Here is a 24,335-nt window from a genome sequence, read left to right as displayed (position 1 = left end):
GCGTTCGTGCCGTGCGGCGTCTCTTTAGTAGTGGAAAGCGTGGCGCGCACGGCGCACGTACGAGTCGTACGTGCACGCTGAAAGTGCACTGACGCTGGCCTCCCGACGCGATGCATGCGTGATCGCAGCGGGATGTGACATAGGTTAAGATAGGCCCACGTATTGCAGAAATGGATTCAATCCATACGCGCTATCGATGGTGTGAATACACTCAGGTGTAACCCTGTATGCCGCGCTCACACCGCGACAAGAATGAGAAGCACGGAGACACCCCGCATGCGGTTCAACAAGCTCGACCTCAATCTGCTCGTCGCGCTCGACGCGCTCTTGAGCGAACAGAACATCAGCCGCGCCGCCGAGAAAATCCACCTGAGCCAGTCAGCGACGAGCAACGCGCTTGCGCGGCTACGCGAATACTTCGACGACGAACTGCTCGTGCAGGTTGGTCGCAAGATGGAGCCCACGCCGCGTGCCGAGGCCCTGAAGGACGCCGTGCGAGACATCCTCGTCCGTGTGGATGCCACGGTGACGGCCCAGCCCGAATTCGTGCCCGCGCAGGCGTGTCGCCTGTTCCGGCTCTTCGTGTCCGACTACACGATGACGACGCTGATTCCGCACCTGTTCAGGCTCGCCTACGCGCAGGCGCCCGGCATCGGTTTCGATCTGCGCCCGCAGGTCGCCTATCCGCACCGGGTGCTGGAGCGCGGCGAAGCGGACCTGCTCATCATCCCCAAGGAATATTGCTCGACCGAGCATCCGGCCGAGGTGCTGCTGGAGGAAACGTTCTGCTGCGTTTTATGGGAGCACAGTCCGCTCGCAAAGGGCGAGCTGACCAAAGAGCGCTACATGGGCGCCGGGCACATCGTCGTGCAGGTCGGCGAAGGGCAGACCGCGCTCGAAGCCTGGTTCATGCAGCGGCTCGGCGTCGTGAGGCGCGTGGAGGCGAGTACGTACAGTTTCCTCTCGCCCGCGCATCTGCTCGTCGGCACGAACCGCATTGCCACGATGCACCGGCGGCTCGCCGAAGCGGCTGCGCGCGACCTGCCGCTCGTGTTGCGCGACGTGCCGCTCACCGTGCCCACGATGGAGCAGTCCGTTCAATGGCACAAGCATCGCACGTCGGACCAGGGCCTCATGTGGCTGCGCGCGCTGCTGAAAGAGGCCGTCGCGGCGATGGACCGCGCACGTCTTGGCGGCGGCTAGATCGTCGCGGTCGGGGTATCGGGGATGACCCGCTGTGCTGGATTGGTCGACGATCGTCGCTGCGGGCTCGGTCGTGTTCGTGCGGGTGTTGGTCGCGGGTAGTCAGCAGCATGGCTGCGGGGACGCTCGATATGCCGCAGTGGATGATGAGCCGCAACATCAGGCAACTCGAACCGCGACGCGCCGAAGGCTCGTTCCGCCGAATCGAATGCGGTGCGGGTTTGGCGGGCTCGGAACGATGCCCACCGAAAGGTTAGCGGCGCACTGCCGCCAGTGCGCCACTCGGTACGTCGAGCGCTTCGATCTTCGCGTCAGCCGGGAAGGCTGCGCTCGACACTAGCATCGTCAGTTAGCCCGGCCCACGACGTACCGATCGCAAACGCGAGCCGTGGTGCCCGGCGCAACCGCTGACGCCCGCATTGACGACACCGCCCGACCACAGGGCGGTGCGATGATTGACATCCGCGACGCCGCCCAACGCCGGCAAGCGTCGCCGACCCAACTCAAATCGCCACTTCAGGCGGCGCCTGCCGAAACAGCCGCGTAATCCAGCACAGATACACGAGCCCGAGCCCGAACCACACGAGGCCCAGCACGATTGCGGTTTTCTCGAGGCTCGCCAGCAGCCAGAGGTCGGCCACCGCGCCGATCGCCGGGAACACGAGCCCGCCGAACACGCCGATCCGGCGCTCGCCATGACGGCCCGACAGGTACAGGCGAATCACGCACAGATTGACGGCCGTGAATGCAAGGAACGCGCCGAAGTTGATGAACGACGTCGAGGTGGCGACATCGAGCTTCAACGCGATCAGCCCGACGATGCCGGCCAGCGCGATATTCACGGCCGGCGTCTTGAACCGCGGATGAATGACCCCGAAGATGCGCTTCGGCAGGATCTCGTCGCGGCCCATTGCATACAGCAAGCGGCCGACGCTCGCTTGCGCCGAGATGCCGGACGCGAACTGCGCGAGGATCAGCCCGGCGAGGAACACCGTCACGAACAGATCGCCGCCGATCATCTTCGCCACTTCGAAGGCCGCCGAATCCGTGTCCTTGAATTCCACGCCCGGATGCGCGAGCTGCATCGCATATGCCGCGATCACGAAGATTGCGCCGCCGATCAGCGCAATCAGCAGGATCGCGCGCGGCATGTTGCGTTTCGGATCGATCGTCTCTTCGGTGAGCGTCGACACCGCATCGAAGCCGAGATACGAATACGCGGCGATCGCCGCGCCGGCCATCGTTGCGCCGAACGGTACGTGCGGCTTGAAGAACGGCTCCGCCATCGCGATGCCGCCCGCGCCCGCCGCTGCCGACGCATAGTGCCAGCACAGCACGACGAACATCGCGACGATCGCGAGCTGCACGACCATCAGCACGATGTTGAAGCGCGCGGCCAGCTCGATGCCGACGATGTTCAGGCCGCTCGTCAACACGATGAAAGCGACGATCCAGATCCAGGTCGGCACGTGCGGAAATGCCGCATTCAGATACGCGGCGCCGATCAGCCAGATCACCATCGGCAGGAAGAAGTAATCGAGCAGCGTCGCCCATCCGATCATGAAGCCGAGATGCGGATTGAACGTCTTGCGCGTGTACGTATAGGCCGAGCCGGCGGTCGGATAGAGCCGCGCGAGCTTGCCGTAGCTGAGCGCGGTGAACGCGATCGCGACCAGCGCCAGCAGATAGGCGAGCGCGGCCGTGTCGCCGCTGGCCTTGGCCAGCACGCCGTACGTGCCGTACACGATCAACGGCGCCATATAGGCGAGCCCGAACAGCAGCACGGACGGCAGGCCGAGCGTGCGCTTCAGCTGCAGCGGTTCATGGGTTGACGAGGCTTGCATGTTATCTCCCGGGCCTTCGCGGCCAATACGAATCTGTCTGCCGTCCGGCCGGCAACGCAATGGAACGAGCGCGCATGGGCCGGGCGTCGCGCCCTGCCCCATGCGATGAATGGACTGCGGCTTTCGGTGCTTTCGGTTACTCGCCGCGCCGGCGCGGCGGCTCGATGGTGCGCGTGCGTTGTCCGTCGACCTGTTCGATGCGTGTCAGGCCGAGCGCCACGCGCGCGTCGTGCAGATAGTTGTAGTGCTCGCGGCTCGCTTCGAGGCGCGTCGGATCGATGCGCGCCTGCACGATCGCTTCGTCGCGGCCGAGCTCCAGCACGGTGTCGCCGAACGGATCGACGAGCGCGGAAAGGCCGGCGAACGTGAGGTCGTCGTCGCCGCTGCCGCAGCGGTTCACCATCAGCGCGAACATCTGGTTCTCCATCGCGCGCGCGACGATCGCGCGGCGATGCACGGGGCCGAACGGGTCCATGTTGCCGTTCGTCACGATCAGCAGATCGGCGTCGAGCGTGCCGATCGCGCGTGCCGTTTCCGGAAACTCGATGTCGTAGCAGATCAGCAGCCCCACGGTCAGCCCGTTCCACACGCAGGTCGCGAAGCGCTCGCCCGGTGTGAACACGCCGACGTCGGACGCCCACAGGTGCGTCTTGCGATAGTGCAGCACGATGTCGCCCTGCTCGTCGACGAGCACCGTCGTGTTGTAGAAGCGCTCGCCGTCACGCTCGGCAAGGCCGACCGCGACCGCAACGCCCTTGCGCCGCGCCGCGTCGCGCACCGCCGACAATGCGGGGCCGTCGAGCGTCTGGGCGACGTCGGCGACGTTCTCGCGCGTCGGGAAACCCGACAGCGTCGTTTCGGGGAACACGATCAGCCGGGTGCCCGCCGCCGTATCGGCGCGCTCGATCGTGTCGAGCACCTTGCGCGTGTTGTGCGCGACGTCGGCGTCGACGAGCGTCAATTGCGCGAGTTCTACCTGCATCAAACCTTCTCCTTCCAATTGGCTTTCGTTGGCGCGTCTGGTGCGCCGCACGGGCCGCATGCGCCGCGGCACAACGAACCGGAAGCGATTATCGGGGTATTATTTTTGACCTCAAATTCCCCGCCAGGGTTACCCCCACCGGAGCACACGATGGACTTCGAATGGCGAGATCTCGCCTTTCATCGGGAGATCGGCTCGGCCATCGAGGCGCTCGATGGCCCGCATTTCTGGGCGCGCCTCACGCGTGTCCTTGAGCGGCACGTCGCTTTCGACAACTGGGTCGCGCTGCTGTTCGCGCGCGATGCGGCGCCGCTGGTGCTCGCCGAACAGGCGCTGCCCGACGGCAAGATCGACCTGATGTTCCAGGACTATCTCGCCGCGCTCTATCAGCTCGATCCGTTCTATCTGGCCGCCTTCGAAACGCATGCGTCGGGCTTCTACACGCTCGCCGACGTCGCGCCTGACAACTTCCGTACGACCGAGTACTACCAGCGCTACTTCAAGAAGAACATCGTGGGCGACGAAGTGCATTTCAACGTCGTGATCGATCGCGACCACACGCTGGGATTTTCGCTCGGCAAGACGAGCAGGTACGACGAGCGCGAGACCGCGCTGCTGACGCTGTACACGCCATGGGTGCTGTCGCTGATGCAGCAGCGCGTGCGCTTCGAAACGTTCGTCGCGACCGCCGCGCCTCGGGCGGCACCGCACGCGGCGCCCGATCCGCATGCGCGTTTCGGGATGCTCACCGGAAAAAACGGGCGCGGCGCGCTGACGACGCGCGAGATCGAAGTCGCGATGCTGTCGTTGAGTGGTTTTTCGTCGCGTGCAATCGCGGAGAAGCTGTCGATTTCGTTCGAGACCGTGCGGGCGCACAAGAAGCATATCTACGCGAAGCTCGGCGTCGGATCGCAATCCGAGCTGTTCGCGACGTTCTACGACCGCGAGCGCACGGGCGAGCGCGGTTGAGGTTCGTGGTGGCGCGATGTTGCGTGCGCTTTCCTTCTCCGGCGGCCGGTTCGATGCTGGCCGTCGCGCGGCTCGTCGATGGAATCGGTGCATGCGCCGAAGTGTTGCCATGACCGCGCCGCCGCCCTTCTCCGCCCTTCGACGCAAGACTGTTCGTCCACGGTGGGTGTTCGAACGCCGGCTCGACGCGCCTAGAGTGGCGTCCATCGATTCATCTGATCCATCGATCCGGTCGGCGCTCAAGCCGAAAACCCATTACCTGTCGACGCACATCGTGAGCAACTCCAAAGTCGTCACCGGCGCATCGCAAGGCATCGGCGCGGAACCGGTCGACACGCTCACACGCTGCGGCCGTCGCCGCGAACGCGCCGATTGCCGCTACGCTGCCGGCTGACCGGCAGCAGCGAGCATTGCACCGGATGCGCAACTTCGGTCGCGACGCCGCCTGCGGCGAACAACAGGATCATCAGCCAGCGCTTCATGCGTCCTCCACGACGGAAAGGCTCGCGCCGTTCGCGACCGTCGCGGGCAGCGCATACGGATCGACGCCGTCGAGGCAACCGAGATTGACGCGCCAGCATGCCGGATCCCGGCGCGTTTGATGGAACGGATAGACGCCGCAACGGCTGCAGAAATAATGGCGCGCCGTGTGCGTGTTGAAGCGGTAGAGCGTCAGCACGTCCTCGCCTTCGACGATCTTCAGGTCGGCCGCGGCGAACATCGGGCTCATCAGCGCGCCGCGGCGGCGGCACAGGCTGCAGTTGCAGCGAGCGGCCGGCTCGAGCGCGGTCCGCACCGCGAATTTCACCGCGCCGCAATGGCACGATCCGTTGAACCACGTGGCACTCATGTCGCACTCCTCGTTCGATCACGTGTGCGTTATAGCGTGCGGCGGCCAACGCGTTGTATCTCACTGTATCCGCGCGGCGCGCCGATACATGAGGTTGCAATTCGGCGCCCGGTGCGGGTGCCCCATGGCACGCGCCGCGCCGAGCGGCCGGTGTGATCAGTCCAGCGCGTGCTGCAACCGTGCGACGGCGTCGCGCGTCTCGCGCGCGAGCACCGCGACGAGTTTCGCCGCCGGCAACGGCCGGATCAGCGGCGCGGCCTGCCCGGCCCACTGCGCGCCGTAGCCGAATTCGCCGTTGGCCTTTGCGGCCGCATGCAGCGCCTTGCCCGCGTCGTACGCGATCGGATAGGCAGGCGTCGGCGGTGCGTGAGGATCGTCGCCGAGGGCGGTCAGCCGGTTCGCGATGCCGCGCGCGACGCGCCCCGAAATCGCCGTCGTGAAGGTCGTGCGGCGCGCGGCGTCGCCGACGATCGCGCGGCGATAGCCGTCGTCGATCGACGTCTCCGGACACGCGACGAACGCGGTGCCGAGCTGGGCGGCCTGCGCGCCGAGCGCGAGCACCGCGGCGATGCCTTCGCCGTCCATGATGCCGCCCGCCGCGATCACCGGCACCGCGCATTCGCGCACGAGCAGGCGCGTGAGCGCGAACGTGCCGAGCCCGTCATCGCGTTCGGTCGAGTCGAATACGCCGCGGTGCCCGCCGGCCTCGATGCCCTGCGCGACGATCGCGTCGATGCCGGCCGCGGCGATCTGCGCGGCTTCGGCGGGATGGGTCGCGGTGGCGAACAGCGTGATGCCCGCGCGCTTGAGCACGGCGATGGCTTCATCGGACGGCAAGCCGAAATGAAAGCTGACGACGGCCGGCTTTTCGTCGAGCAGCATCTCGAGCATCGCATCGTCGGCGACGAAGCTCGTGTAGATCTCGGCGAGCGATGCGGGCGGCGCCGCGCGCTGCTCGCGGAACGCCGGCGCGAGCCAGTCGAGCCACGCGCGTTCGACGGCGGCATCGGCGCGGGCCGGCTGGTGGCAGAACAGGTTGACGTTGAACGGCCGCTCGGTGAGCGCGCGCGTGTCGCGGATCATCTTGCGCGCGCCTTCGGCGTTGGTCGCGCCGACGCCGAGCGAGCCGAGCCCGCCCGCATTCGACACGGCGGCCGCCAGCGCCGGCGTGCCGACGCCGGCCATCGGCGCCTGGATGATCGGGATACGCACGCCGAGCGTGCGCAACAGCGTCCGGTTGTCGGTCGGTCGAATCATGTCCTTGTCTCCTGCGATGTCCGGGATCGGAGTGCTGCGGCGGGGTCGCGCTCGGCCGGATCGTCCGCGTGGTCCGGTGCGGCAGCGCGGTGCTCGTGTGCGCCTCGAAAAACGGTCGCGCGGCTATCCGCATCCGCGGCCGGCGAAAGTCGAACGCGATGGCCCGCGCCGGCGTGACGATGAACGCTTTCATCGCATCGATGCGGTCCATGTGGGCCGAGGCGGTGGGTGATGGATGCGTGATGGGCGGCGCCGTGCGTGCGATAGCCAGCGGGCAGTCTACCGCACGCGCGGCGCGGCCTGTGCGGTCGCGCCGCTTCGTGAAATACTGCGGCGACGCGTCTTTCCGGAACGCCGCAATGACCGAACGATCCGCCATGCCGTGCTCCTGTCGCCGCGTCGCGCATCGCGCGCTGACGTGCGTCGCGCTGTGGCTGATCGCCGGTCCTGCCGCCGCTGCGTCGGGCGGCGACGCGCCCCGCACGCCGGCCGTGCCGCCCGAGCGAGCGCCGCTGCATATTTTGTTCGTCGGCGACAGCCTCACGCACGGCCGCTACGAACCGGTGCGTTCGTACGGTGCAATGGACGCGGGCGGCCGGGAAGTCGGCGGCACCGCGCGCGTCGTCGACGAGAACTTCGGGCAGACCGGCGCGCGAGCGGAACGCGAGCGCGGTCCGTGGGGCGGCATTCCGGGCATCTTCGCGCGCTTTGCCGCCGAAGCCGGGCTCGACTACGACGTTCACCTCGAGGCGATGTCTGCGACGAGTCTCGCGAAGCACGACCGTGTCGCATCGGACGTGATCGACCGCCCGACCTGGGACGCAGTCGTGCTGCAGGAGCTGAGCGCGAAGCCGTTGCCGTTTGCGCTCACGCACGCGGCCGCGAGCGATCCGGCCGGGTTCTGCGCGAGCGTCGCGCAGCTCGCGCGCGGCATCCGGGCGGTCGCGCCGCACGCGCGCGTCTATCTATATGAAACCTGGCCGCGTGCCGAGCTCGCGCGAGCGCTAGCCGGCGAGCCGGGCAGCGCTGGTTTTCATGGGCGCTACCTCGCCCGGCTGACCGAGCTCGTCGCCGCATATCGCGACGCATTCGCGCGTGCGCGCCGGAGCGACCCGGCAATCGTCGCGGTCGCGCCGGTCGGCCGCGCATGGCAGCGTGCCTGGGCCACTGGCGTCGCCGATCCCGACCCGTATGCGCGCTCCGGCGCGCCGCTGCTGTGGTACGGAATCCGCGCGGACAACGACCCGCCGATCGCGCGGCCCGACTATCTGCATCCGGGCGTGACCGGCGCCTATCTGAGCGCGCTCGTGCTGTTCCAGCAGATCGCCGGCGTCGATGTGCGCACGCTCGGCGCGCGCGAGCAAGCGGCTGCGCAGCTCGGCATTACGCCGCAGCTCGCGCAACGGCTACAGGCAGTGGCGTCGGATACGGTGCGGCAGGCACGGGCCGAAGCCGCTGCCGGTGCATCGGCGGCCGCCGTCGACGACGATTCGTGCACGTCGCAATGACGACGGCCCCGCTCGATGGCTCGATGCGGGGCCGTTGTTCACGTTGTTCAGGGTGTCGCCGCGCCCGGTGGTTCGGGCGGCGTGCTGCCGAATCGCCGGGGGAAATCTGACCGACGGCTCGGCCCGCGATGGCGCGCGGCCGCTCGATCTGCTGCGATCTACCCAGAACTTCGCTCAATAAGCCGACATCTCGGCGCAAGGATCGTACTTCGACGGCGAGCAGACGACCGAATACTTCGCGCTTTCGCGCATCAGCGCTTCGCCTTCGTGCAGTGCGAGCTTGATTTCAGGATGACGCTCGTACGCGAGGAATGCCGAGCAGACGACCGCGGACAGCACGACGAGCGAAAACACGAATTTTTCGAGGGAATGGAAACGTTCGGGCATGGTTCGACCTTTCTTCTGGCCGCCGATTATATCTCGAATTAAGGGTTTTCCCTATATCCAGACCGGAATACGGATGATGGGTGCGACGAAGGGACGCGTGCCCGTTGCGCCGTTCGTCCCGTCATTGCGCGGTCGCCGCGCTCGCGGAACTCCCCGGCCACGCCTTGCCGATCCGGTCGATCAGCGACTTGGCGGCGCCCGTCGCGATCGCCGCATCGACGCCCGAGGTTTGCCACGAACCGTCGGCGGCCTGCACGAACGTCAGGTTCGCGCGCGACGGCGCGTAATCGGTATTGCGCCACGTGACCACGACGTCGCAGGCGTACGTGCGTTCGCCGGCCTTTCTGCAGTCGCCGTCGGGCTTCGCCGAGATCACGTCGGCCGACACCGGCAGCGGCTGGCCGAACAGCGCATTGAGGCCGCCGTGGTTTTCCGCTTCGAGCGCGCGGCGCACCGCGGCGTCGACGTCGGCGGCGCTCGGGCCATCGCGGAGCAGGTGGCAGGCGGCCAGCAGCGTGGCGCCGCAGCCGAGCATCAGGAGCGTGGGAAACTTCATCGGGGTCCGTGAGTCGAGGTCCGTCGGCGGCATGCGGCGCCGCGCGTGAGCGCGTCGCCGAGCCGGTACGCCGCGTAGTCTGCAACGTCCGCGCATTGGGCACGGTGTCGATTTGTAACCAATTGCGCCGGTCGGGATGCCGACTGGCGTCGACGACAACGGCGGTCGCGCCCGGCGTTGGCACGACGGCCGCGATGGTCGGCCTGCGGCACAACTTCTGACTCGGGGCCCGGGCGCACGAACGCGCGCGCCGCGGGCACGGTCTGCACGGATCGCGGCGATCGGCTACAGTGGGCCTCTTTTCGGCGCGCCCCGCCCGCCTCTCGATGCGTTCGTCGCGTCCATGTCGCCGCGGCAAGGATGCGCGGCGGCCGGCCGGAGCGCGATTCTCAACGTTGACGAGCGAAACGCCATGCCCGATCTGTCCGCCTTCCCGATCACGAAAAAATGGCCGGCCCGGCACCCGGACCGCCTCCAGCTGTACTCGCTGCCCACGCCGAACGGCGTCAAGGTGTCGATCATGCTCGAGGAAACCGACCTGCCGTACGAGCCGCATCTCGTGCGCTTCGACACGAACGACCAGTTGTCGCCCGAGTTCCTGTCGCTGAACCCGAACAACAAGATTCCGGCGATCATCGATCCGAACGGCCCCGACGGCCGGCCGCTGGCGCTGTTCGAGTCCGGCGCGATCCTGCTCTATCTCGCCGACAAGACCGGCCAGCTGATCCCGAAGGACGCAGCGGGCCGCTACGAGACGATCCAGTGGGTGATGTTCCAGATGGGCGGCATCGGGCCGATGTTCGGCCAGGTCGGCTTCTTCCACAAATTCGCCGGCCGCGACTACGACGACAAGCGTCCGCGCGACCGTTACGTCGCCGAGTCCAAGCGCCTGCTCGGCGTACTCGACGCGCATCTCGCGAACCGCACGTGGATGATGGGCGATACGTACACGATCGCCGACATCGCGATCTTCCCGTGGGTGCGGAACCTGGTCGGTTTCTACGAGGCGGGCGACCTGGTCGGCTTCGGCGAATTCCGCCACGTCGCGCGCGCGCTCGACGCATTCGTCGCGCGGCCGGCCGTCGCGCGCGGGCTCAATATCCCGGCACGCGACTGACGCGCGGCACGGGCCGGCGCCGGCGGGAACCGCTGGCTGCCGGCTATTGCGCCCGCCGCGGTGTGCGGTGGGTGTTCACGTGGCGGTTCGTGCATGGGTCGCGGTCGGTCGTACACCCCTGCATACCTGCACACCCGAACACCTGCCGCCGCGTCGTATTCGGCCCCCGCTTTCCGACCGCTATTGCCCGTCGGACCCCGAACTTCCCTCCCCGAGTCCCGCCAGCAGCTTTTCCAGCAACGCCGCCAGTTGCGCCTGCTCCGCGTCCGACAACGCGGCGAGCATCGCGCGCTGGTTGTCGACGTGCGCGCCCACCGCTTCGTCGATCAGCGCACGGCCGGCGTCGGTCAGCGCGACGAGCGTGCCGCGGCCGTCGGCCGGATTCGGCCGGCGTTCGACCCAGCCGGCCTTCTGCAGGCGATCGATGCGCGCGGTCATGCCGCCCGACGACATCATCAGCGCGTCGTACAGCGCCGTCGGCGTCAGCGCGAACGGCGCGCCGCTGCGGCGCAGCGTCGCCAGCACGTCGAATTCGCCCGGCTGAAGGCCGTAGCGTGCAAACAGCGGATTCAGCCCGTCGCGCGCGATCACGAGCGCGGCTTCCTGCAGCCGCCCCATCACCAGCATCGACGTTGCATCCAGATCCGGACGCTCGGCGCGCCATTGCGCGAGCGCATGCGCGGCTCGATCCATTAACCCTCCTCGGCTCGGCAGTTATCTTGACGTCGAGATAAATTGCCATTTATCTTGATGTCGAGACACTTTACCTGAAAACGCACCGCGTGCCGACGCCTGCGCAGTGCACCACGCTCGAGGGCCGTTCGATGAATCGTTTCACTTCCCCCGGATGGCGGCTGGCCGCCATCGTCCTGGTCGGGCTGAACCTGCGCCCGGCGCTGGCCGCGATCGGCCCGCTGCTCGACATGATCCAGCGGGCGACCGGCATCGCCGACGGCGCGGCGAGCCTGTTGACCACGATCCCGATCCTGCTGATGGGCGCGGGCGCGCTCGGCGCGCGGCCGTTGCAGCGTGCCGTGGGCTGCGCGGCCGGCGTGTGGCTCGGCGTCGTGCTGATCGCGCTCGCATGCGCGTCGCGCATCGGCGCGCAGCACGCGTGGCTGCTGCTGGCGAGCGCGGGCTGCGCGGGGCTCGGCATCGCGATGGTGCAGGCCTTGCTGCCCGCGTTCGTGAAGACGCATTTCCCGACCCGGATCGGCGGCGCGATGGGCATCTATTCGACGTCGATCATGGGCGGCGCGGTGCTGGCGAGCGTGGTGGCGCCGCTCGCCGCCGCGCGCTGGGATTGGCCGATGGCGCTCGCGGGCTGGGCGCTGCCGGCCGCGGTTGCCGCGCTCGTTTGGCCGCTCGCCAGCCGTGGCGGCGACGTTCGCGGCGCCGCCACGGGTTTGCCGCACGCCGCGCAGTTGCAGCCGTCGCGCTCGCCGCGCGCGTGGCGGCTCGCGCTGTTCTTCGGGATCGCGACGGGCGCGTATACGCTCGTGCTCGCGTGGCTGCCGCCGTACTACATGCGGCTCGGCTGGTCGCCGACGGCAGCCGGCAGTCTGCTCGGCGGCGTGACGCTTGCGGAAGTCGTCGCGGGGCTCGCGGTGTCGGCGACGATCGATCGGCTGCCCGATCGGCGTCCGGCGCTGTACGCGGCGATCGCGGCGCTGCTCGCGGGGCTGCTCGTGATGCTCGCCGCGCCGCTCACGCTGGCGCTGCCGGCCGCGCTGCTGCTCGGCGCGGGCATCGGCGCGCTGTTTCCGCTGTCGTTGATCGTGACCGTCGACCATGCGCCGACGCCGGCCGACGCGGCAGCGCTGACCGGCTTCGTGCAGGGGATCGGCTATCTGATTGCCGCGCTGTTTCCGTTCGCGGCCGGCGTCGTGCGCGAGCATCTGGCCGATCTGTCGCCCGCGTGGGTCGCGATGGCGTGCCTTTGCGTCGTGCTGTTCGCGCTCGCGGCCGGTTTTGCGCCGCAGGTCGCGCGGCGCGTCGCGCGTGCGTGATGCGCGTCAGGCGCTCGCTTGCCGCGCCGTTCCTGCACCGCGGCGGCGCCACTGTGATGCAGCGCGGCGTGCGAAGCTCAATTGAGCGGTTCGCAAAACGACACCCGGTCGCGCAATTCGCGGCCGGCGACCACCGGGTCCTGCCCGGCCGGCAACGTGACCGACACCGACGTGCGCTCGGTCGCACTCCGCGGCTTGAGCCCTGGCCAATGCGTCTCCTTCCAGGTCGCGATCCAGTCGAGCTCGCCGCGCCGCGCACCGGGCACGAAGCGCAGCCGCAGCGTCCCGTCGAAGTCCTCGCTGCAATGCGGCGCATGCTTGTACTCGCGCTCCGAGAAACACGCACGAATCGTCTTACTGCAGCTGAACGGCAGCGTCGCGATCCGTGGCCGGCTCGCATGCGCGCCGTTCGGCAGCAACTCGACGAAGTCCGCGTCTTGCCAGCTACCGCCGCCGCCCGAATACATCTCGGACCAACCGGCGAGCACCGCGACCGCGACGCGATCGCCGCCGAGCGGATACAGCGCCGGATAGATATCGAGCGGCGGCGCGGTGCCGTCGCCGAGTTCGCGCTCGGCCGGCGCGTAATCGGAGAAATCCCAGCGCTGCAGCACCTTCCAGCCTGCCGCGTAGCCGAGCTTCAGCAATTGCGGGCCCGGCAGGATCGCGTAGTAGTCGGCCGGCACGTCGCCTTTGATGCGATACAGCGACGGCTTCGCATCGGCATCGGCGTCGCACTTCGCCGAAACGAGCGCGCATAGGTTGCGCTGCCAGTCACGATCGGGCGCCGCGGTTTTCGCGACTTCGACGAACGGCACCGCACGGGCTTCGTCCGACGGCGCAGCGGCAAGCACGGGCGCGGCGGCGATTACGGTGACGAGCGCGGCTGCAAGCTCGGTCGCAAAACGTACGACGCGCGGCCGGATTCGGATGCTCATGTCAGGTTGTCCCGTGGCCGGCCGGTCGCGACGCCCGCCCCGCGCGTTGCCGCGCGGCGGCTCACCGCGCGCTCGCATAGAGCGTCGAGTCGGCGAATCCGTGCGCGTCGAGCACGCGGCCGATCAGGATCAGCGCGGTGCGCTCGATGGCCGTGCGGTCGACCTTCGCGACGATGTCGGCCAGCGTGCCGGTCACGCGCTCCTCGTCGGGCCAGCTCGCGCGATAGATCACCGCGACCGGGCAATCGGGCCCGTAGTGCGGCAGCACTTCGTCGACGATGCGTGCGAGGTGACGCACGCCCAGATGGATCGCGAGCGTCGCGCGATGCGCGGCGAGCGCGCCGAGCGCTTCGCCTTCCGGCATCGTCGTCTTGCCCGCGAAGCGCGTGAGGATCACCGTCTGCGCGACGCCGGGCAGCGTCAGCTCGACGCCGAGCGTCGCAGCGCATGCGGCCGTCGCCGTCACGCCCGGCACGATTTGATACGGGATCCCGAGCGCGTCGAGCCGGCGGATCTGCTCGCCGATCGCGCCGTACAACGACGGATCGCCCGAATGCACGCGCGCGACGTCCTGCCCTTTCGCATGCGCGTCGGCGAGCAATGCGACGATCGCGTCGAGATCGAGGTCGGCGGTATTGACGACCTGCTCCGCGCGATGGCCGTCGAGCACGGCGGGCGGCACGAGCGAGCCTGCGTACAGGATCACCGGGCACGTGCGCACGAGGCGCTGGCCCTTCACCGTGATCAGCTCCGGGTCGCCGGGGCCCGCGCCGATGAAATACACCGTCATCGAAAATTCTCCGTCAATTCATTGAGTGGCCGCGCGCGCGTCACGCGCGCGCGGCCGGATCGAGTGCGTCGAGCAGCGCGGCGACCGAGTCGAAGATGCGATCGGCGGCGGGCAGCGGCGGACGTTCGAGCATCACGACGGGCAGCCGCCGCTCGCGGGCGACGTCGAGCTTCGCCTCGGTCGCGGCGCCGCCGCTGTTCTTGCTGACGACGACGTCGATCCCGGCGAGCGCGAACAACGCGCGTTCGCCTTCGAGCGTGTACGGCCCGCGCGCGGCGACGATCTGCGCGCGCGCGTTGCCCGGATGCGGATCGAGACAGCGCACCAGCCAGAACTGGTGCGGCGGGATCGCGTCGAGGTGCGCGAGCGGCTCGCGGCCGAGCGTGAACAGCGGCCGCCGAAACGGCGCGAGCGCCGCCTCGATGCCGGCCCAGTCGCCGACCATGCGCCAGTCGTCGCCCGGCCCGGGCGTCCACGGCGCGCGGCGCAGCGCCCACAGCGGCACGTGCGCGTCGCGCGCGGCGGCGGCCGCGTTCGCGCTGATCTGCGCGGCATACGGATGCGTCGCGTCGATCACGCGGCCGATGCCGGCATCGCGCAGATACGCGGCGAGCCCGGCCGCGCCGCCGAACCCGCCGACCCGCACCGCGCAGCGCAGATCGTCGGGCACCTTGCCGAGGCCCGCGAGGCTGTACACGTGTCGCGGGCCGAGGGGGCGCGCGATCTTCAACGCGTCGCCGGTGCCGCCGAGCAGCAGGATGCGCGCGCTCATCGCGCACTCCCGACGAAGCGCCCTTGCCGGTCGATCGCGAACATCTCGACCGCGACCGAGGCTGGCACGATGTCGCGCGCGACGCGCAGCGCATGTGCGCAGACGATGTCGCCGAGCGGCACGCCGTCGGCGAGCGCGAGCTTCAGCGCTTCCTGGCTCGTGTTGGCCGCGCGCATCGCGGCCTGCAGCGCGTCGCTCGCGCCGGCGTCGGCCGCCCACTGCGCGAGCAGCGGCAGGTCGATGCTCGAATGGCGGCTGTGCAGGTCGAGATGGCCTGCCGCGAGCTTGCTGAGCTTGCCGAAGCCGCCGCACATCGACACGCGCGCGAGCGGCGCCCGGCGCAGATGCTTGAGCACCGCGCCCGCGAAATCGCCCATCTCGATCAGCGCGATGTCGGGTAGCCCGTAGTGCGCGCGCATCGCGTCCTCGCTCGCGTTGCCGGTGCACGCGGCGATGTGCGCGATGCCGTTCGCGCGCGCGACGTCGATGCCCTGATGGATCGATGCGATGTACGCCGCACAGGAGAACGGCCGCACGATGCCGGTCGTGCCGAGGATCGACAGGCCGCCGACGATGCCGAGCCGCGGGTTCATCGTCTTCAGTGCGAGCGCCTCGCCGCCCTCGACGCCGATCGTCACGTCGAATCCGCCCGTATAGCCGTGCTCGGCCGCGAGCGCGTCGAGGTGCGTCGTCATCATCTGGCGCGGCACCGGGTTGATCGCCGGCTCGCCGATCGGCAGCGTGAGCCCCGCGCGCGTCACCGTGCCGACGCCCGGCCCCGCATGGAAGCGCACGCCCGGCGCGGCCGACAGCGCGACGCGCGCAAACACCAGCGCGCCGTGCGTGACGTCGGGATCGTCGCCGGCGTCCTTGATCGTGCCGGCTTCGGCGCCGGCCGCCGTGGTCCGGCAGAATTCGAGCCGCATCATCACGCGCTGGCCCTTCGGCAACACGATCTCGACCGCATCGTCGGCACGGCCGCCGAGCAGCAGGCGCGCGGCCGCGAGCGACGTCGCGGTGGCGCAGCTGCCGGTCGTGTAGCCGAACCGCAGCGGCGCCGGCTGTTCGGGCGTTTCGTCGCGCATCATGCAGCGCCCGCGTCGGGCTTGCGCACGTCGTACAGCGTGACCGGCAGCGGCTGCCGCCACGTGTCGAAGCGGCCGAGCGGCTCGGCATGCGCGAGCGACACGCGCGTGAGCGTGCCGCCGTGTGCGTCGCGCCACGCGGCGAGCGCGAGCTCGCCCTGCAGCGTCACCGCGTTCGCGACGAGCCGCCCGCCCGGCTTCAGCGCGGCCCAGCACGCGTCGAGCACGCCGGCCCCGGTCGCGCCGCCGCCGATGAAGATCGCGTCGGGCGGCGCCAGCCCCATGAGCGCAGCGGGCGCGCGCCCGGCGACGAGTTGCAGGCCCGGCACGCCGAGCGCGTCGCGGTTGTGTTCGATGTAACGCTGCCGTTCCGCGTGCGACTCGATCGCGATGGCGTGACACGACGGATGCGCCCGCATCCATTCGATGCCGATCGAGCCGCTGCCCGCGCCCACGTCCCACAGCAGCTCGCCCGGCGCGGGCGCGAGACGCCCGAGCGTCAGCGCGCGCATGTCGCGCTTGGTGAGCTGGCCGTCGTGCCGGTATGCGTCGTCGGGCAGGCCCGGTGTGAGCGCGCGGCGCGGCGCATCGGCGCCGGCCACGCAGTCGAGCGCGACGAGATTGAGCGCCGCGGTTTCGTCGATCCGCCAGTCGTGCGCGAGGCCGTCGATGCGCCGCTCCAGCGGGCCGCCGAGGTGCTCGAACACGCTGATGCGGGTCGGCCCGAAGCCGCGCGCCGTCAGTTCGGCGGCGACCGTGGCCGGTGTGCGGCCGTCCGCGCTCAACACGAACAGGCGCCGGCCCGGCAGCAGGTGGCGCGCGAGTGTCGCGAGCGGCCGGCCGACGAGCGACACGGCGCCGACGTCCTGCAACGCCCAGCCGAGGCGCGCGGCCGCAAGCGACAGCGACGACGGCGCGGGCATGACGCGCCATTCGTCGGCGCCCAGCTCACGCGCGAGCGTCGCGCCGACGCCGAACAGCATCGGGTCGCCGCTCGCGAGCACGCAGACGGGCGCGCCGCGCGTCGCGAGCAGGCCCGACAGATCGAACGGCGACGGCCACGCTTCGCGCGCGGCCGTCAGCCGCGTCGGCAGCATGTCGAGGTGCCGCCGCGCGCCGACGATCCGCGTCGCGTCGAGCAGCGCGCGCCGCGCGCTGCGCCCGAGCCCCGCGTAGCCGTCGTCGCCGATGCCCACTACCGTCAGCCACGCCGTCATCCACCCTTCCCCATCGTCCGGTTCCATCGAGTCGCCGCGCGCGGCGCACACGCGCGCGCCGGTGCGGCGATCCGCATTGCGAAAGACGGCATGGTAGCGTGTTCCACCGCGCGTTTCCATCCGCCGGCCGCGGCGCCGCGCAGCGTTTTCGCGTCGGCTCACACCGCCGTTCGGCGGTCGCGAAGCGGCGGTGAAATCGGGTATCCTACGGCCGTTCGTTCGCCGGTGCCCTTCGGGGCCGAAGAGGGAACACAGGGCGCGCCGCGCCGCTGTGGCTGCCCCCGCAACTGTAGACAGCGAGCCGCGCTCCGCCACATGCCACTGGTTTCACCGGGAAGGCCGGGAGCCGGCGCCGACCTGTCAGCCAGGAGACCTGCCGGCCAGAAAGTGCGTGCGTGCCAGTCGGCGTCGGGCGGGGTGTACCGATGCGTTGGCCGCGGCGCCACACTGCCCGCTATCCCGTTGAGTTCCGCCCCCGATTCGAATCCTGCGTTGCCCGTCGTGCGCCCGTCGGCGTGCCCGGGGCTCATGCGCGTCGTCGCGGCCGCAGACGGCGGCCTGTGCCGGATCAAGCTGCCCGGCGGCCGGCTCGCCGCCGCGCAGGCACGCGCGATCGCCGACGCCGCGCGCCGGTACGGCTCCGGCCTGATCGACGCGACCAACCGCGCGAACCTGCAACTGCGCGGCATTCGCGACGGCGCGGCCGCGCCGCTCGCCGGCGCCCTGCTCGACGCGGGCCTCGGCCCCAACTCGGCCGCGTACTCCGGTGCGTGCTGCGGCGCGGATGCGGTCGGTGCAAGCGACGCCGACGACGCCCGCGCCGCGCTCGCCGCGAGCGACGACGTGCGCAACCTGCTGCTGAGCCCGCTCGCCGGGCTCGATCGCGCCGCGCTCGTCGACAGCCGCGCGCTCGCGCGCCCGCTGCTCGACATGCTGACGCACGAGCCGCGCCGCGGTGAGCTGTCGCCGAAATTCTCGATCCAGCTGGACGGCGGCGAAGCGGTCGCGGCGCTCGATCATCCGCACGACATCTGGCTCGCCGCATGGCGGCGCGACGACGGCGCGCCGCGCATCGCCGCGGGCCTCGCCGGCTGTCCGCCGGTCGCGCCCGGCGACCGGCCCGCATCGTTCGACGTCGCGCCGCACCAGGCCGTCGAACTGGTGCGCGCGTTGCTGCTCGCGTTCCTCGATCTGGCACCGGCCGGCGTCACGCGCATGCGGGCGCTGCTCGCCGACGGCGGTGAACGCGCGCTCGTCGCGCGCGCGCAGCACTACGCGCCGTTCCCGCTCGCGGCCGATCCGGCGCTCGCCGGCTGGCGGCGTCCGCCGGCCGACGCCGCGCTGCGCTTCGGCGCACGGCCGACGCGCGACGCCGATCGCTGCAGCGTCGGCGCGCAGTTCGTGCTCGGCCGGCTCGATGCCGCGCTGCTGGAGCGGCTCGCCGCGCTGGCCGACGCCGACGGCGACGGCACGCTGTCGATGACGCCGTGGCAAGGCGTCTTCGTGCACGGCGTGCGCGCCGCCCGCGCGCACGCCGTGCTGGCCACGCTCGCGTCGCTGGGCCTCGTCTGCACACCGCTCGACCCGCTCGCGACGCTGGTCGCGTGCACCGGCAGCGCGGGCTGCGCGAAGGCGCGCGCGGATACCAAAGGCGATGCGCTCGCGCTCGCCGCGCGCGTCGGCCGGCCGCTCGACGTGCATCTGAGCGGCTGCGAGCGCCATTGCGCGCTGCCGCATCCCGCGGCCTACACGCTGATCGCGGTGGCGCCCGCACGCTACGACCTTTACCGGCGCGATACGACCGTGGGCCCCGGCGCCCCGCTCGCGCGCCATCTGACGATTGACCAGGCCGCGGCTCGACTGACGGGCGCGCGGCACAGCCAGGACACCACCGATGCTTGACTACATTCGCGACGGGCAGGAGATCTACCGCCAGTCGTTCGCGACGATCCGCGCCGAGGCCGATCTGACGCGGATTCCGCCCGATCTCGAGAAACTCGCGGTACGCGTGATCCACGCGTGCGGGATGATCGACATCGTGTACGACCTGCGTTTTTCCGCGGGCGCGGGCCACGCGGGCCGCAGCGCGCTCGCGGCCGGCGCGCCGATCCTGTGCGACGCGAAAATGGTCGCCGAAGGCATCACGCGCGCGCGGCTGCCGGCCGGCAATCGCGTGATCTGCACGCTCGGCGAGCCGGAAGTGGCCGCGCTCGCACGCGAGCTCGGCAACACGCGCTCGGCCGCGGCGCTCGAATTGTGGCGCCCGCATCTGGCCGGCAGCGTGGTCGTGATCGGCAACGCGCCGACCGCGCTGTTTCATCTGCTCGACATGCTCGACGCCGGCGCGCCGCGCCCGGCGCTGATCCTCGGCTTTCCGGTCGGCTTCATCGGCGCGGCCGAATCGAAGGCGCTGCTCGACGCCGACAGCCGCGGCGTGCCGTACGTCGCGCTGCTCGGCCGGCGCGGCGGCAGCGCGATGGCCGCGGCCGCGGTCAACGCGCTGGCCACGGAGGCCGAATGACGGCCGCGCGCGGACGGCTGTTCGGCGTCGGCGTCGGCCCCGGCGACCCGGAACTGATGACCATCAAGGCGTTGCGGGTGCTGCAGGCCGCGCCGGTGGTCGCGTATTTCGTCGCGAAGGGCAAGAAAGGCAACGCGTACGGGATCGTCGAAGCCCACCTGCTCGACACGCAGACGCAGCTGCCGCTCGTCTATCCGGTGACGACCGAGGCGTTGCCGCCGCCGCTCTGCTACGAGACCGTGATCGCCGATTTCTACGACACGGCCGCCGCGATCGTCGCGTCGCATCTCGATGCAGGGCGCGACGTCGCGGTGATCTGCGAAGGCGATCCGTTCTTCTACGGGTCGTACATGTACCTGCACGATCGCCTCGCGCCGCGCTACGACACCGAAGTGATTCCCGGCGTGTGCGCGATGCTCGGCGGCACGGCCGTGCTCGGCCAGCCGCTCGTGTATCGCAATCAGAGCCTGTCGGTGCTGTCCGGCGTGCTGCCCGAGCACGAACTGCGCACGCGGCTCGCGCAGGCCGACGCGGCCGTCGTGATGAAGCTCGGCCGCAACTTCGACAAGGTGCGGCGCGTGCTCGACGAACTCGGCCTCGCGAAACGCGCGCTGTACGTCGAGCGCGCGACGATGGCCACGCAGCGGATCGTGCCGCTCGACGACGTCGATCCGATGGCGTCGCCGTATTTCTCGCTGCTCGTCGTGCCGGGGGAAAAATGGCAAGGATGACGACTCCGCCCGCGATCGTGATCCTCGGCACGGGCGCGCTCGACACCGCGCGGCGCATCCAGGCGCGTTATCCGGGCGCGCGCGTGCACGGGCTCGCGTCGCGCGTCGACGCGGACGTGCCGTTCGACGAGCTCGGCGCGCAGCTGCGCGAACTCTATGCGCGCGGCGCGCCGATCGTCGCGCTGTGCGCGGCCGGCATCGTGATCCGCTGCATCGCGCCCGCGCTTGCCGACAAGGGCGTCGAGCCACCGGTGCTCGCGGTCGCGGAAGACGGTTCGGCCGTCGTGCCGTTGCTCGGCGGGCTGACCGGCGTCAACGCGATCGCACGCGAAATCGCGGACGCGCTCGGCGTCGCGCCGGCGATCACGACGAGCGGCGAGTTGCGCTTCGGCGCGTGCGTGCTCAATCCGCCCGACGGCTACGCGCTCGCCGATCTGCAGCAAGGCAAGCGCTTCGTGTCCGACCTGCTCGCCGGGGCCGCCACGCGCATCGACGGCGCGGCGCCGTGGCTCGACGACGTCGCGCTGCCGCGCGACGCCGCCGCCGCGCATGCGATCCGCGTGACGGCGGATGCGTGGCGCGGCGCACGCGACGAACTGGTGATTCATCCGCGCAGCGTGGTGGTCGGCGTCGATGCACAGGGCGTGCGGGCCGACGCTGCGGTGTCGTGCGGCGAGCAAGCCGATCCGTTGCTCGCGCAGCGCATCGGCGCGTTGCTCGATGCGCACGGCCTCGCGCGGCAGGCGCTGGCGGCACTCGTCGCGCCCGCGACGTTGCTCGGCGATGCGCGGCTCGACGCGGCGGCGCACGCACTCGGCGTGCCGCTGCGTTTCGCCGATGTCGAAGCCAGTATCGATGCCGATGCCGCCGCGCTGCTCGGCCGCACCTTGCGCGTCGCTCACACGCTGCGCGGCGCGTCCGGCGGCCTCGCGTGCGCCGTGGCGGCGCAGCCGGTCGATCCCGCCACGCTCGGTCGCGCGCGCGGCCGGCTGACGGTCCTCGGGCTCGGGCCGGGCGACGCCACCTGGCTCACGCCGGCCGCGCGCGCGGCGCTCGCGCACGCCACCGACATCCTCGGCTACACGACCTACGTGACGATGGCCGGGCCGTTCCGGGCGGATCAGCGCGTGCACGGCACCGACAATCGCGAGGAAATGCAGCGCGCGCGCCGTGCGTTCGAACTGGCGGCCGAGGGCCGGCGCGTCGCGGTCGTGTCGTCGGGCGATCCCGGCGTGTTCGCGATGGCCGCGGCCGTGCTCGAAGCGCTCGACGAAGCGCGCGACCCGCAATGGGCGGCCGTCGAGCTGCGCATCGAACCCGGCGTGTCGGCGTCGCTCGCGACCGCCGCGCAGGCCGGCGCGCCGCTCGGCCACGACTTCTGCGCGATCTCGCTGTCGGACAACCTTAAGCCGTGGGAGGTGATCGAGACGCGCCTGCGGCACGCGGCGCAAGCCGATCTGGTGATGGCGTTCTACAACCCGATCTCGCGTGCGCGGCCGTGGCAGCTCGATCGCGCGCTCGACGCGGTGCGCGCGCATCGCGCCGCCGATACGGTCGTCGTGCTCGGGCGCGACATCGGCCGGCCCGGCGCGACGCTCGTGACGACGACGCTCGGCGCGCTGCGCAGCGATCAGGTGGACATGCGCACGATGGTGATCGTCGGCTCGTCGACGACCCGGCGATTCGCGATCGGCGACGGACGCGAGTGGGTGTATACGCCGCGCTGGTATCGCTGAGCGCGGCGTCGGTTGCGGCGATCGCGGCGATCGCCGCGCATCGCGGGCCCCCGGCCCGCGCGCTCAGCCCTGCGGGATCGTGTCCGGGCGCACGTACGCGAGCATGTGCGGCACGTAGTCGGCCTTGCCGAGATCGACGCCGTGATGGCGCAGGATCGCGTACGCCGCAACTGCATGAAAGTAGAACTGCGGCAGCGCCCAGTCGCGCGCGTACTGCTCGCCCGTCATGTCGAACGCGGTGCCGTTCGGCAGTTGCAGCGAGATCGGCCGTGTCGCGCCGCCATCGAGCGCGTCGGGCGCGAGCTCGCCGAGAAACGCGATCGTGCCGGCGACGATGCCCTGCGCATCGCTCAGCGTGCCCGGTTGCGCGTCCGCCTGCCAGCCGGCTTCGCGCAACGCGAGCAGCGCGTCGGGCAGCGCTTCGCCGCGCAGCCGGTACACCGGCTCCATCGCCTGAAAGCACGAGAAGCGCACCTGCGCGGCGAGCGGATACATGTCGGGCGCGAGCTTCAGCGTCAGCAGCGCATCGCCCGCGTCGCCCGCGGCCCGCCGCTGCGCGAGCGCCTTGTCGAGCCACGCGGATTGCGCGCGCAGCATCTGGGTGAAGGTGGGAACGAGCAGTTGGGTCAGTGACATCCAGGTCCTCCTATCGGTCGTTCATGCCGCGACCTCGGCGTCGCGGCGAATCGGTCGCCTGCTGCGCGGCACGCGCGACGTCACGGCTTGCCGTGGCGCGCGACGAAGCGGTCGAGCTGCGACGCGAAGGCGTTCGCATCGCGCGCGCTGAACGGCGCGGGGCCGCCCGTATCGATGCCCGCGCTGCGCAGCTGTTCCATCATCGCGCGCGTCGACAGGCGCTCGTCGATGTTCTCGCGGCTGAACCAGTTGCCGCGCGGGTCGAGCGGATGCGCGCCCTTGTCGAGCACGGCGGCGGCGAGCGGAATGTCGGCCGTCACGACCAGATCGCCCGGCTGCGCGAGCTCGACGATGCGCGCGTCGGCCTCGTCGAAACCGGCCGGCACCTGCAGCGCCTTGATATGCGGCGACGGCGGCGTGCGCAGGAACTGGTTCGCGACCAGCGTCACGCAGATCCCGGTGCGGCGCGCGACGCGAAACAGCATGTCCTTGATGACGGCGGGACACGCGTCGGCGTCGACGAAGATTTGCATGGCTGGCGTTCCGGTGAGCTGAAACGGCGATCATAGCGCAGCGCCGCCGCTCGGCAGCACTCACCGCAGGCGCGCTCAGCCGCCCGCCTGCGCATGCAGCGTCGCCGCGGCCAGCCACTGCGCGCCCCACGCGTCGGCGAGCCGTCTGCCCTGCCCGATCGCGACCGCCGCGCGATCGAAGTCGACGAACACGACATGATCGGCGGCAGCCGGTCGCGGCGGCGTTTCGCGCGTGCGCCCGTCGGACAGCACCCCCAGCCAGCGTTGCTTGCCGGGGGCGCGGCGCGCGTCGCGGGCCAGCAGTTGCGACGCGGCCGCGATGCCGTCCGCGAGCGGCGTGCCGCCGCCGCCGTGCACTGGGTCGAGCCAGCGCGCATTCCACCACCGCGGCACGGCCGGCCCGAAGCGCCGCGCGACGCCGTTGCCGCCGAAGCAGATCAGCGCGGTTTCCATGCGGCGGCGCGCCGCGTCGTCGAAGTACGCGACGATCAGCCCTTTCGCGAGCGCGAGGCGCTCGTGCGACAGCATCGACGCCGAGCAGTCGAGCACGAAGCAATGCAGCGCAAGCGGTGTGCCCGCCCGTTTGCGGAACCGCAGATGCGCGGCATGCAGCGGCTCGCCGCGCTTCGCGGCGAGCGTCGCCGGCCACGCGAGCGCCGTGCCGGCAAGTGCCGCGCCGGGCACGCGCGCGGCG

25 protein-coding genes and 1 riboswitch are annotated in these 24,335 nt (G+C 70.5%); of the genes, 10 read left to right on the top strand and 15 right to left on the bottom strand.

The genetic code is table 11. The features are described from left to right. Positions 1-276 precede the first annotated feature (276 nt). Complete coding sequence (locus tag C3Y15_RS05330) at positions 277-1,203, top strand: LysR family transcriptional regulator (protein WP_011884880.1); 927 nt, start codon at positions 277-279, stop codon at positions 1,201-1,203. 503 nt (positions 1,204-1,706) lie between these two features. On the opposite strand, the gene C3Y15_RS05325 is transcribed toward C3Y15_RS05330, so the two are convergent. Together C3Y15_RS05325 and C3Y15_RS05320 are read right to left on the bottom strand one after the other, a co-directional pair. Further along, positions 1,707-3,047 carry an APC family permease gene (locus C3Y15_RS05325; protein ID WP_011884877.1) on the bottom strand — a complete coding sequence of 447 codons (1,341 nt, stop codon included), beginning with the start codon at positions 3,045-3,047 and terminating at the stop codon, positions 1,707-1,709. A gap of 136 nt (positions 3,048-3,183) precedes the next feature. After that, complete coding sequence (locus C3Y15_RS05320; protein WP_011884876.1) at positions 3,184-4,029, bottom strand: carbon-nitrogen hydrolase family protein; 846 nt, start codon at positions 4,027-4,029, stop codon at positions 3,184-3,186. A 150-nt stretch (positions 4,030-4,179) separates the two neighbouring features. On the opposite strand from C3Y15_RS05320, the gene C3Y15_RS05315 reads away from it, so the two are divergent. After that, positions 4,180-4,998 carry a helix-turn-helix transcriptional regulator gene (locus C3Y15_RS05315; protein WP_011884874.1) on the top strand — a complete coding sequence of 273 codons (819 nt, stop codon included), beginning with the start codon at positions 4,180-4,182 and terminating at the stop codon, positions 4,996-4,998. Positions 4,999-5,107: 109 nt separating this feature from the next. Then, positions 5,108-5,392 (top strand): hypothetical protein, encoded by a 285-nt coding sequence (locus tag C3Y15_RS31645; RefSeq protein ID WP_166677041.1) that lies wholly within the window; start codon positions 5,108-5,110, stop codon positions 5,390-5,392. An 84-nt stretch (positions 5,393-5,476) separates the two neighbouring features. On the opposite strand, the gene C3Y15_RS05310 is transcribed toward C3Y15_RS31645, so the two are convergent. Both C3Y15_RS05310 and C3Y15_RS05305 read right to left on the bottom strand, forming a co-directional pair. Then, the gene (locus C3Y15_RS05310; protein WP_011884872.1) at positions 5,477-5,848 is read right to left on the bottom strand and encodes a GFA family protein; all 372 of its coding nucleotides are present in this window, start codon (positions 5,846-5,848) and stop codon (positions 5,477-5,479) included. 156 nt (positions 5,849-6,004) lie between these two features. After that, positions 6,005-7,105: a nitronate monooxygenase gene (locus tag C3Y15_RS05305; RefSeq protein ID WP_124259892.1), complete on the bottom strand. Its 1,101-nt coding sequence runs from the start codon at positions 7,103-7,105 to the stop codon at positions 6,005-6,007. A 359-nt stretch (positions 7,106-7,464) separates the two neighbouring features. Between C3Y15_RS05305 and C3Y15_RS05300 the strand changes: the two genes are divergently transcribed. Next, positions 7,465-8,613, top strand: coding sequence for a hypothetical protein (locus C3Y15_RS05300; RefSeq protein ID WP_124259891.1), 1,149 nt, complete (start codon positions 7,465-7,467; stop codon positions 8,611-8,613). 174 nt (positions 8,614-8,787) lie between these two features. On the opposite strand, the gene C3Y15_RS05295 is transcribed toward C3Y15_RS05300, so the two are convergent. Continuing rightward, complete coding sequence (locus C3Y15_RS05295) at positions 8,788-9,000, bottom strand: hypothetical protein (protein WP_059462568.1); 213 nt, start codon at positions 8,998-9,000, stop codon at positions 8,788-8,790. 121 nt (positions 9,001-9,121) lie between these two features. Then, positions 9,122-9,556, bottom strand: coding sequence for a hypothetical protein (locus C3Y15_RS05290; protein ID WP_011884866.1), 435 nt, complete (start codon positions 9,554-9,556; stop codon positions 9,122-9,124). A 412-nt stretch (positions 9,557-9,968) separates the two neighbouring features. On the opposite strand from C3Y15_RS05290, the gene C3Y15_RS05285 reads away from it, so the two are divergent. After that, positions 9,969-10,673 carry a glutathione S-transferase N-terminal domain-containing protein gene (locus tag C3Y15_RS05285; protein ID WP_014723040.1) on the top strand — a complete coding sequence of 235 codons (705 nt, stop codon included), beginning with the start codon at positions 9,969-9,971 and terminating at the stop codon, positions 10,671-10,673. A 180-nt stretch (positions 10,674-10,853) separates the two neighbouring features. Here the strand turns inward: C3Y15_RS05285 and C3Y15_RS05280 are convergent, their stop codons facing one another. Next, entirely contained in the window at positions 10,854-11,366 is a 513-nt protein-coding gene (locus C3Y15_RS05280; RefSeq protein ID WP_034193133.1) for a MarR family transcriptional regulator, read from the bottom strand. Positions 11,367-11,497: 131 nt separating this feature from the next. Here C3Y15_RS05280 and C3Y15_RS05275 point away from each other — a divergent pair, with 131 nt between their 5' ends. Beyond that, positions 11,498-12,682, top strand: coding sequence for an MFS transporter (locus C3Y15_RS05275; protein ID WP_014723039.1), 1,185 nt, complete (start codon positions 11,498-11,500; stop codon positions 12,680-12,682). Positions 12,683-12,759: 77 nt separating this feature from the next. On the opposite strand, the gene C3Y15_RS05270 is transcribed toward C3Y15_RS05275, so the two are convergent. The 5 genes from C3Y15_RS05270 to C3Y15_RS05250 form a co-directional block, all read right to left on the bottom strand. Then, entirely contained in the window at positions 12,760-13,620 is an 861-nt protein-coding gene (locus C3Y15_RS05270) for a hypothetical protein (RefSeq protein ID WP_014723038.1), read from the bottom strand. 61 nt (positions 13,621-13,681) lie between these two features. After that, positions 13,682-14,410 (bottom strand): precorrin-4 C(11)-methyltransferase, encoded by a 729-nt coding sequence (gene cobM / locus C3Y15_RS05265; protein WP_034193131.1) that lies wholly within the window; start codon positions 14,408-14,410, stop codon positions 13,682-13,684. A gap of 40 nt (positions 14,411-14,450) precedes the next feature. Beyond that, positions 14,451-15,182, bottom strand: coding sequence for a cobalt-precorrin-6A reductase (locus tag C3Y15_RS05260; RefSeq protein ID WP_124259890.1), 732 nt, complete (start codon positions 15,180-15,182; stop codon positions 14,451-14,453). Continuing rightward, entirely contained in the window at positions 15,179-16,267 is a 1,089-nt protein-coding gene (locus tag C3Y15_RS05255; protein WP_011884849.1) for a cobalt-precorrin-5B (C(1))-methyltransferase, read from the bottom strand. The genes C3Y15_RS05260 and C3Y15_RS05255 overlap by 4 nt, the downstream gene beginning before the upstream one ends. Continuing rightward, positions 16,267-17,484 carry a bifunctional cobalt-precorrin-7 (C(5))-methyltransferase/cobalt-precorrin-6B (C(15))-methyltransferase gene (locus C3Y15_RS05250; RefSeq protein WP_059461783.1) on the bottom strand — a complete coding sequence of 406 codons (1,218 nt, stop codon included), beginning with the start codon at positions 17,482-17,484 and terminating at the stop codon, positions 16,267-16,269. Before C3Y15_RS05250 ends, C3Y15_RS05255 begins: the two co-directional genes overlap by 1 nt. 206 nt (positions 17,485-17,690) lie before the next feature. Next, a riboswitch (cobalamin riboswitch) is annotated at positions 17,691-17,880 on the top strand. A 105-nt stretch (positions 17,881-17,985) separates the two neighbouring features. On the opposite strand from C3Y15_RS05250, the gene cobG reads away from it, so the two are divergent. Genes cobG through cobJ form a run of 4 tightly spaced genes read left to right on the top strand, consistent with a single transcriptional unit; the run spans position 17,986 to position 22,472 of the window. Next, positions 17,986-19,386, top strand: coding sequence for a precorrin-3B synthase (gene cobG / locus C3Y15_RS05245; RefSeq protein WP_185499740.1), 1,401 nt, complete (start codon positions 17,986-17,988; stop codon positions 19,384-19,386). Beyond that, complete coding sequence (locus tag C3Y15_RS05240; RefSeq protein ID WP_059461748.1) at positions 19,379-20,005, top strand: precorrin-8X methylmutase; 627 nt, start codon at positions 19,379-19,381, stop codon at positions 20,003-20,005. Before cobG ends, C3Y15_RS05240 begins: the two co-directional genes overlap by 8 nt. Continuing rightward, positions 20,002-20,736 (top strand): precorrin-2 C(20)-methyltransferase, encoded by a 735-nt coding sequence (locus C3Y15_RS05235; RefSeq protein ID WP_011884842.1) that lies wholly within the window; start codon positions 20,002-20,004, stop codon positions 20,734-20,736. The genes C3Y15_RS05240 and C3Y15_RS05235 overlap by 4 nt, the downstream gene beginning before the upstream one ends. After that, on the top strand, positions 20,733-22,472 hold the full coding sequence (gene cobJ, locus C3Y15_RS05230) for a precorrin-3B C(17)-methyltransferase (protein WP_059475815.1): 1,740 nt from the start codon (positions 20,733-20,735) through the stop codon (positions 22,470-22,472). Before C3Y15_RS05235 ends, cobJ begins: the two co-directional genes overlap by 4 nt. Before the next feature lie 63 nt (positions 22,473-22,535). On the opposite strand, the gene C3Y15_RS05225 is transcribed toward cobJ, so the two are convergent. The 3 genes from C3Y15_RS05225 to C3Y15_RS05215 all read right to left on the bottom strand — a co-directional run bounded on the left by C3Y15_RS05225 (position 22,536) and on the right by C3Y15_RS05215 (position 24,325). Further along, positions 22,536-23,108 carry a DUF1993 domain-containing protein gene (locus tag C3Y15_RS05225; RefSeq protein WP_034193128.1) on the bottom strand — a complete coding sequence of 191 codons (573 nt, stop codon included), beginning with the start codon at positions 23,106-23,108 and terminating at the stop codon, positions 22,536-22,538. An 80-nt stretch (positions 23,109-23,188) separates the two neighbouring features. Continuing rightward, positions 23,189-23,641, bottom strand: coding sequence for a YaiI/YqxD family protein (locus tag C3Y15_RS05220; RefSeq protein ID WP_059461746.1), 453 nt, complete (start codon positions 23,639-23,641; stop codon positions 23,189-23,191). A gap of 75 nt (positions 23,642-23,716) precedes the next feature. Further along, entirely contained in the window at positions 23,717-24,325 is a 609-nt protein-coding gene (locus C3Y15_RS05215; protein ID WP_134206815.1) for a magnesium chelatase, read from the bottom strand. Between the last annotated feature and the right edge of the window lie 10 nt (positions 24,326-24,335).

It is taken from the genome of Burkholderia sp. B10 (assembly GCF_004368385.1).
GTDB lineage: Bacteria > Pseudomonadota > Gammaproteobacteria > Burkholderiales > Burkholderiaceae > Burkholderia > Burkholderia vietnamiensis.
The sequence above is the reverse complement of the archived record's forward strand: the minus strand, read 5'-3'. Positions and strand labels throughout refer to the sequence as shown.

Excerpts from the sequence above, each read along its gene's own strand:
- C3Y15_RS05270 (WP_014723038.1), bottom strand. The coding sequence starts at position 13,620 with ATGAGCATCCGAATCCGGCCGCGCGTCGTACGTTTTGCGACCGAGCTT.
- C3Y15_RS05220 (WP_059461746.1), bottom strand. The coding sequence starts at position 23,641 with ATGCAAATCTTCGTCGACGCCGACGCGTGTCCCGCCGTCATCAAGGAC.
- C3Y15_RS05330 (WP_011884880.1), top strand. The coding sequence starts at position 277 with ATGCGGTTCAACAAGCTCGACCTCAATCTGCTCGTCGCGCTCGACGCG.
- C3Y15_RS05315 (WP_011884874.1), top strand. The coding sequence starts at position 4,180 with ATGGACTTCGAATGGCGAGATCTCGCCTTTCATCGGGAGATCGGCTCG.
- C3Y15_RS05295 (WP_059462568.1), bottom strand. The coding sequence starts at position 9,000 with ATGCCCGAACGTTTCCATTCCCTCGAAAAATTCGTGTTTTCGCTCGTC.
- C3Y15_RS05255 (WP_011884849.1), bottom strand. The coding sequence starts at position 16,267 with ATGCGCGACGAAACGCCCGAACAGCCGGCGCCGCTGCGGTTCGGCTAC.
- C3Y15_RS05285 (WP_014723040.1), top strand. The coding sequence starts at position 9,969 with ATGCCCGATCTGTCCGCCTTCCCGATCACGAAAAAATGGCCGGCCCGG.
- C3Y15_RS05250 (WP_059461783.1), bottom strand. The coding sequence starts at position 17,484 with ATGACGGCGTGGCTGACGGTAGTGGGCATCGGCGACGACGGCTACGCG.
- C3Y15_RS05290 (WP_011884866.1), bottom strand. The coding sequence starts at position 9,556 with ATGAAGTTTCCCACGCTCCTGATGCTCGGCTGCGGCGCCACGCTGCTG.
- C3Y15_RS05275 (WP_014723039.1), top strand. The coding sequence starts at position 11,498 with ATGAATCGTTTCACTTCCCCCGGATGGCGGCTGGCCGCCATCGTCCTG.
- C3Y15_RS31645 (WP_166677041.1), top strand. The coding sequence starts at position 5,108 with ATGACCGCGCCGCCGCCCTTCTCCGCCCTTCGACGCAAGACTGTTCGT.
- C3Y15_RS05310 (WP_011884872.1), bottom strand. The coding sequence starts at position 5,848 with ATGAGTGCCACGTGGTTCAACGGATCGTGCCATTGCGGCGCGGTGAAA.
- C3Y15_RS05305 (WP_124259892.1), bottom strand. The coding sequence starts at position 7,105 with ATGATTCGACCGACCGACAACCGGACGCTGTTGCGCACGCTCGGCGTG.
- C3Y15_RS05225 (WP_034193128.1), bottom strand. The coding sequence starts at position 23,108 with ATGTCACTGACCCAACTGCTCGTTCCCACCTTCACCCAGATGCTGCGC.
- C3Y15_RS05240 (WP_059461748.1), top strand. The coding sequence starts at position 19,379 with ATGCTTGACTACATTCGCGACGGGCAGGAGATCTACCGCCAGTCGTTC.
- C3Y15_RS05235 (WP_011884842.1), top strand. The coding sequence starts at position 20,002 with ATGACGGCCGCGCGCGGACGGCTGTTCGGCGTCGGCGTCGGCCCCGGC.
- C3Y15_RS05300 (WP_124259891.1), top strand. The coding sequence starts at position 7,465 with ATGACCGAACGATCCGCCATGCCGTGCTCCTGTCGCCGCGTCGCGCAT.
- C3Y15_RS05325 (WP_011884877.1), bottom strand. The coding sequence starts at position 3,047 with ATGCAAGCCTCGTCAACCCATGAACCGCTGCAGCTGAAGCGCACGCTC.
- C3Y15_RS05260 (WP_124259890.1), bottom strand. The coding sequence starts at position 15,182 with ATGAGCGCGCGCATCCTGCTGCTCGGCGGCACCGGCGACGCGTTGAAG.
- C3Y15_RS05280 (WP_034193133.1), bottom strand. The coding sequence starts at position 11,366 with ATGGATCGAGCCGCGCATGCGCTCGCGCAATGGCGCGCCGAGCGTCCG.
- C3Y15_RS05320 (WP_011884876.1), bottom strand. The coding sequence starts at position 4,029 with ATGCAGGTAGAACTCGCGCAATTGACGCTCGTCGACGCCGACGTCGCG.
- cobJ (WP_059475815.1), top strand. The coding sequence starts at position 20,733 with ATGACGACTCCGCCCGCGATCGTGATCCTCGGCACGGGCGCGCTCGAC.
- cobM (WP_034193131.1), bottom strand. The coding sequence starts at position 14,410 with ATGACGGTGTATTTCATCGGCGCGGGCCCCGGCGACCCGGAGCTGATC.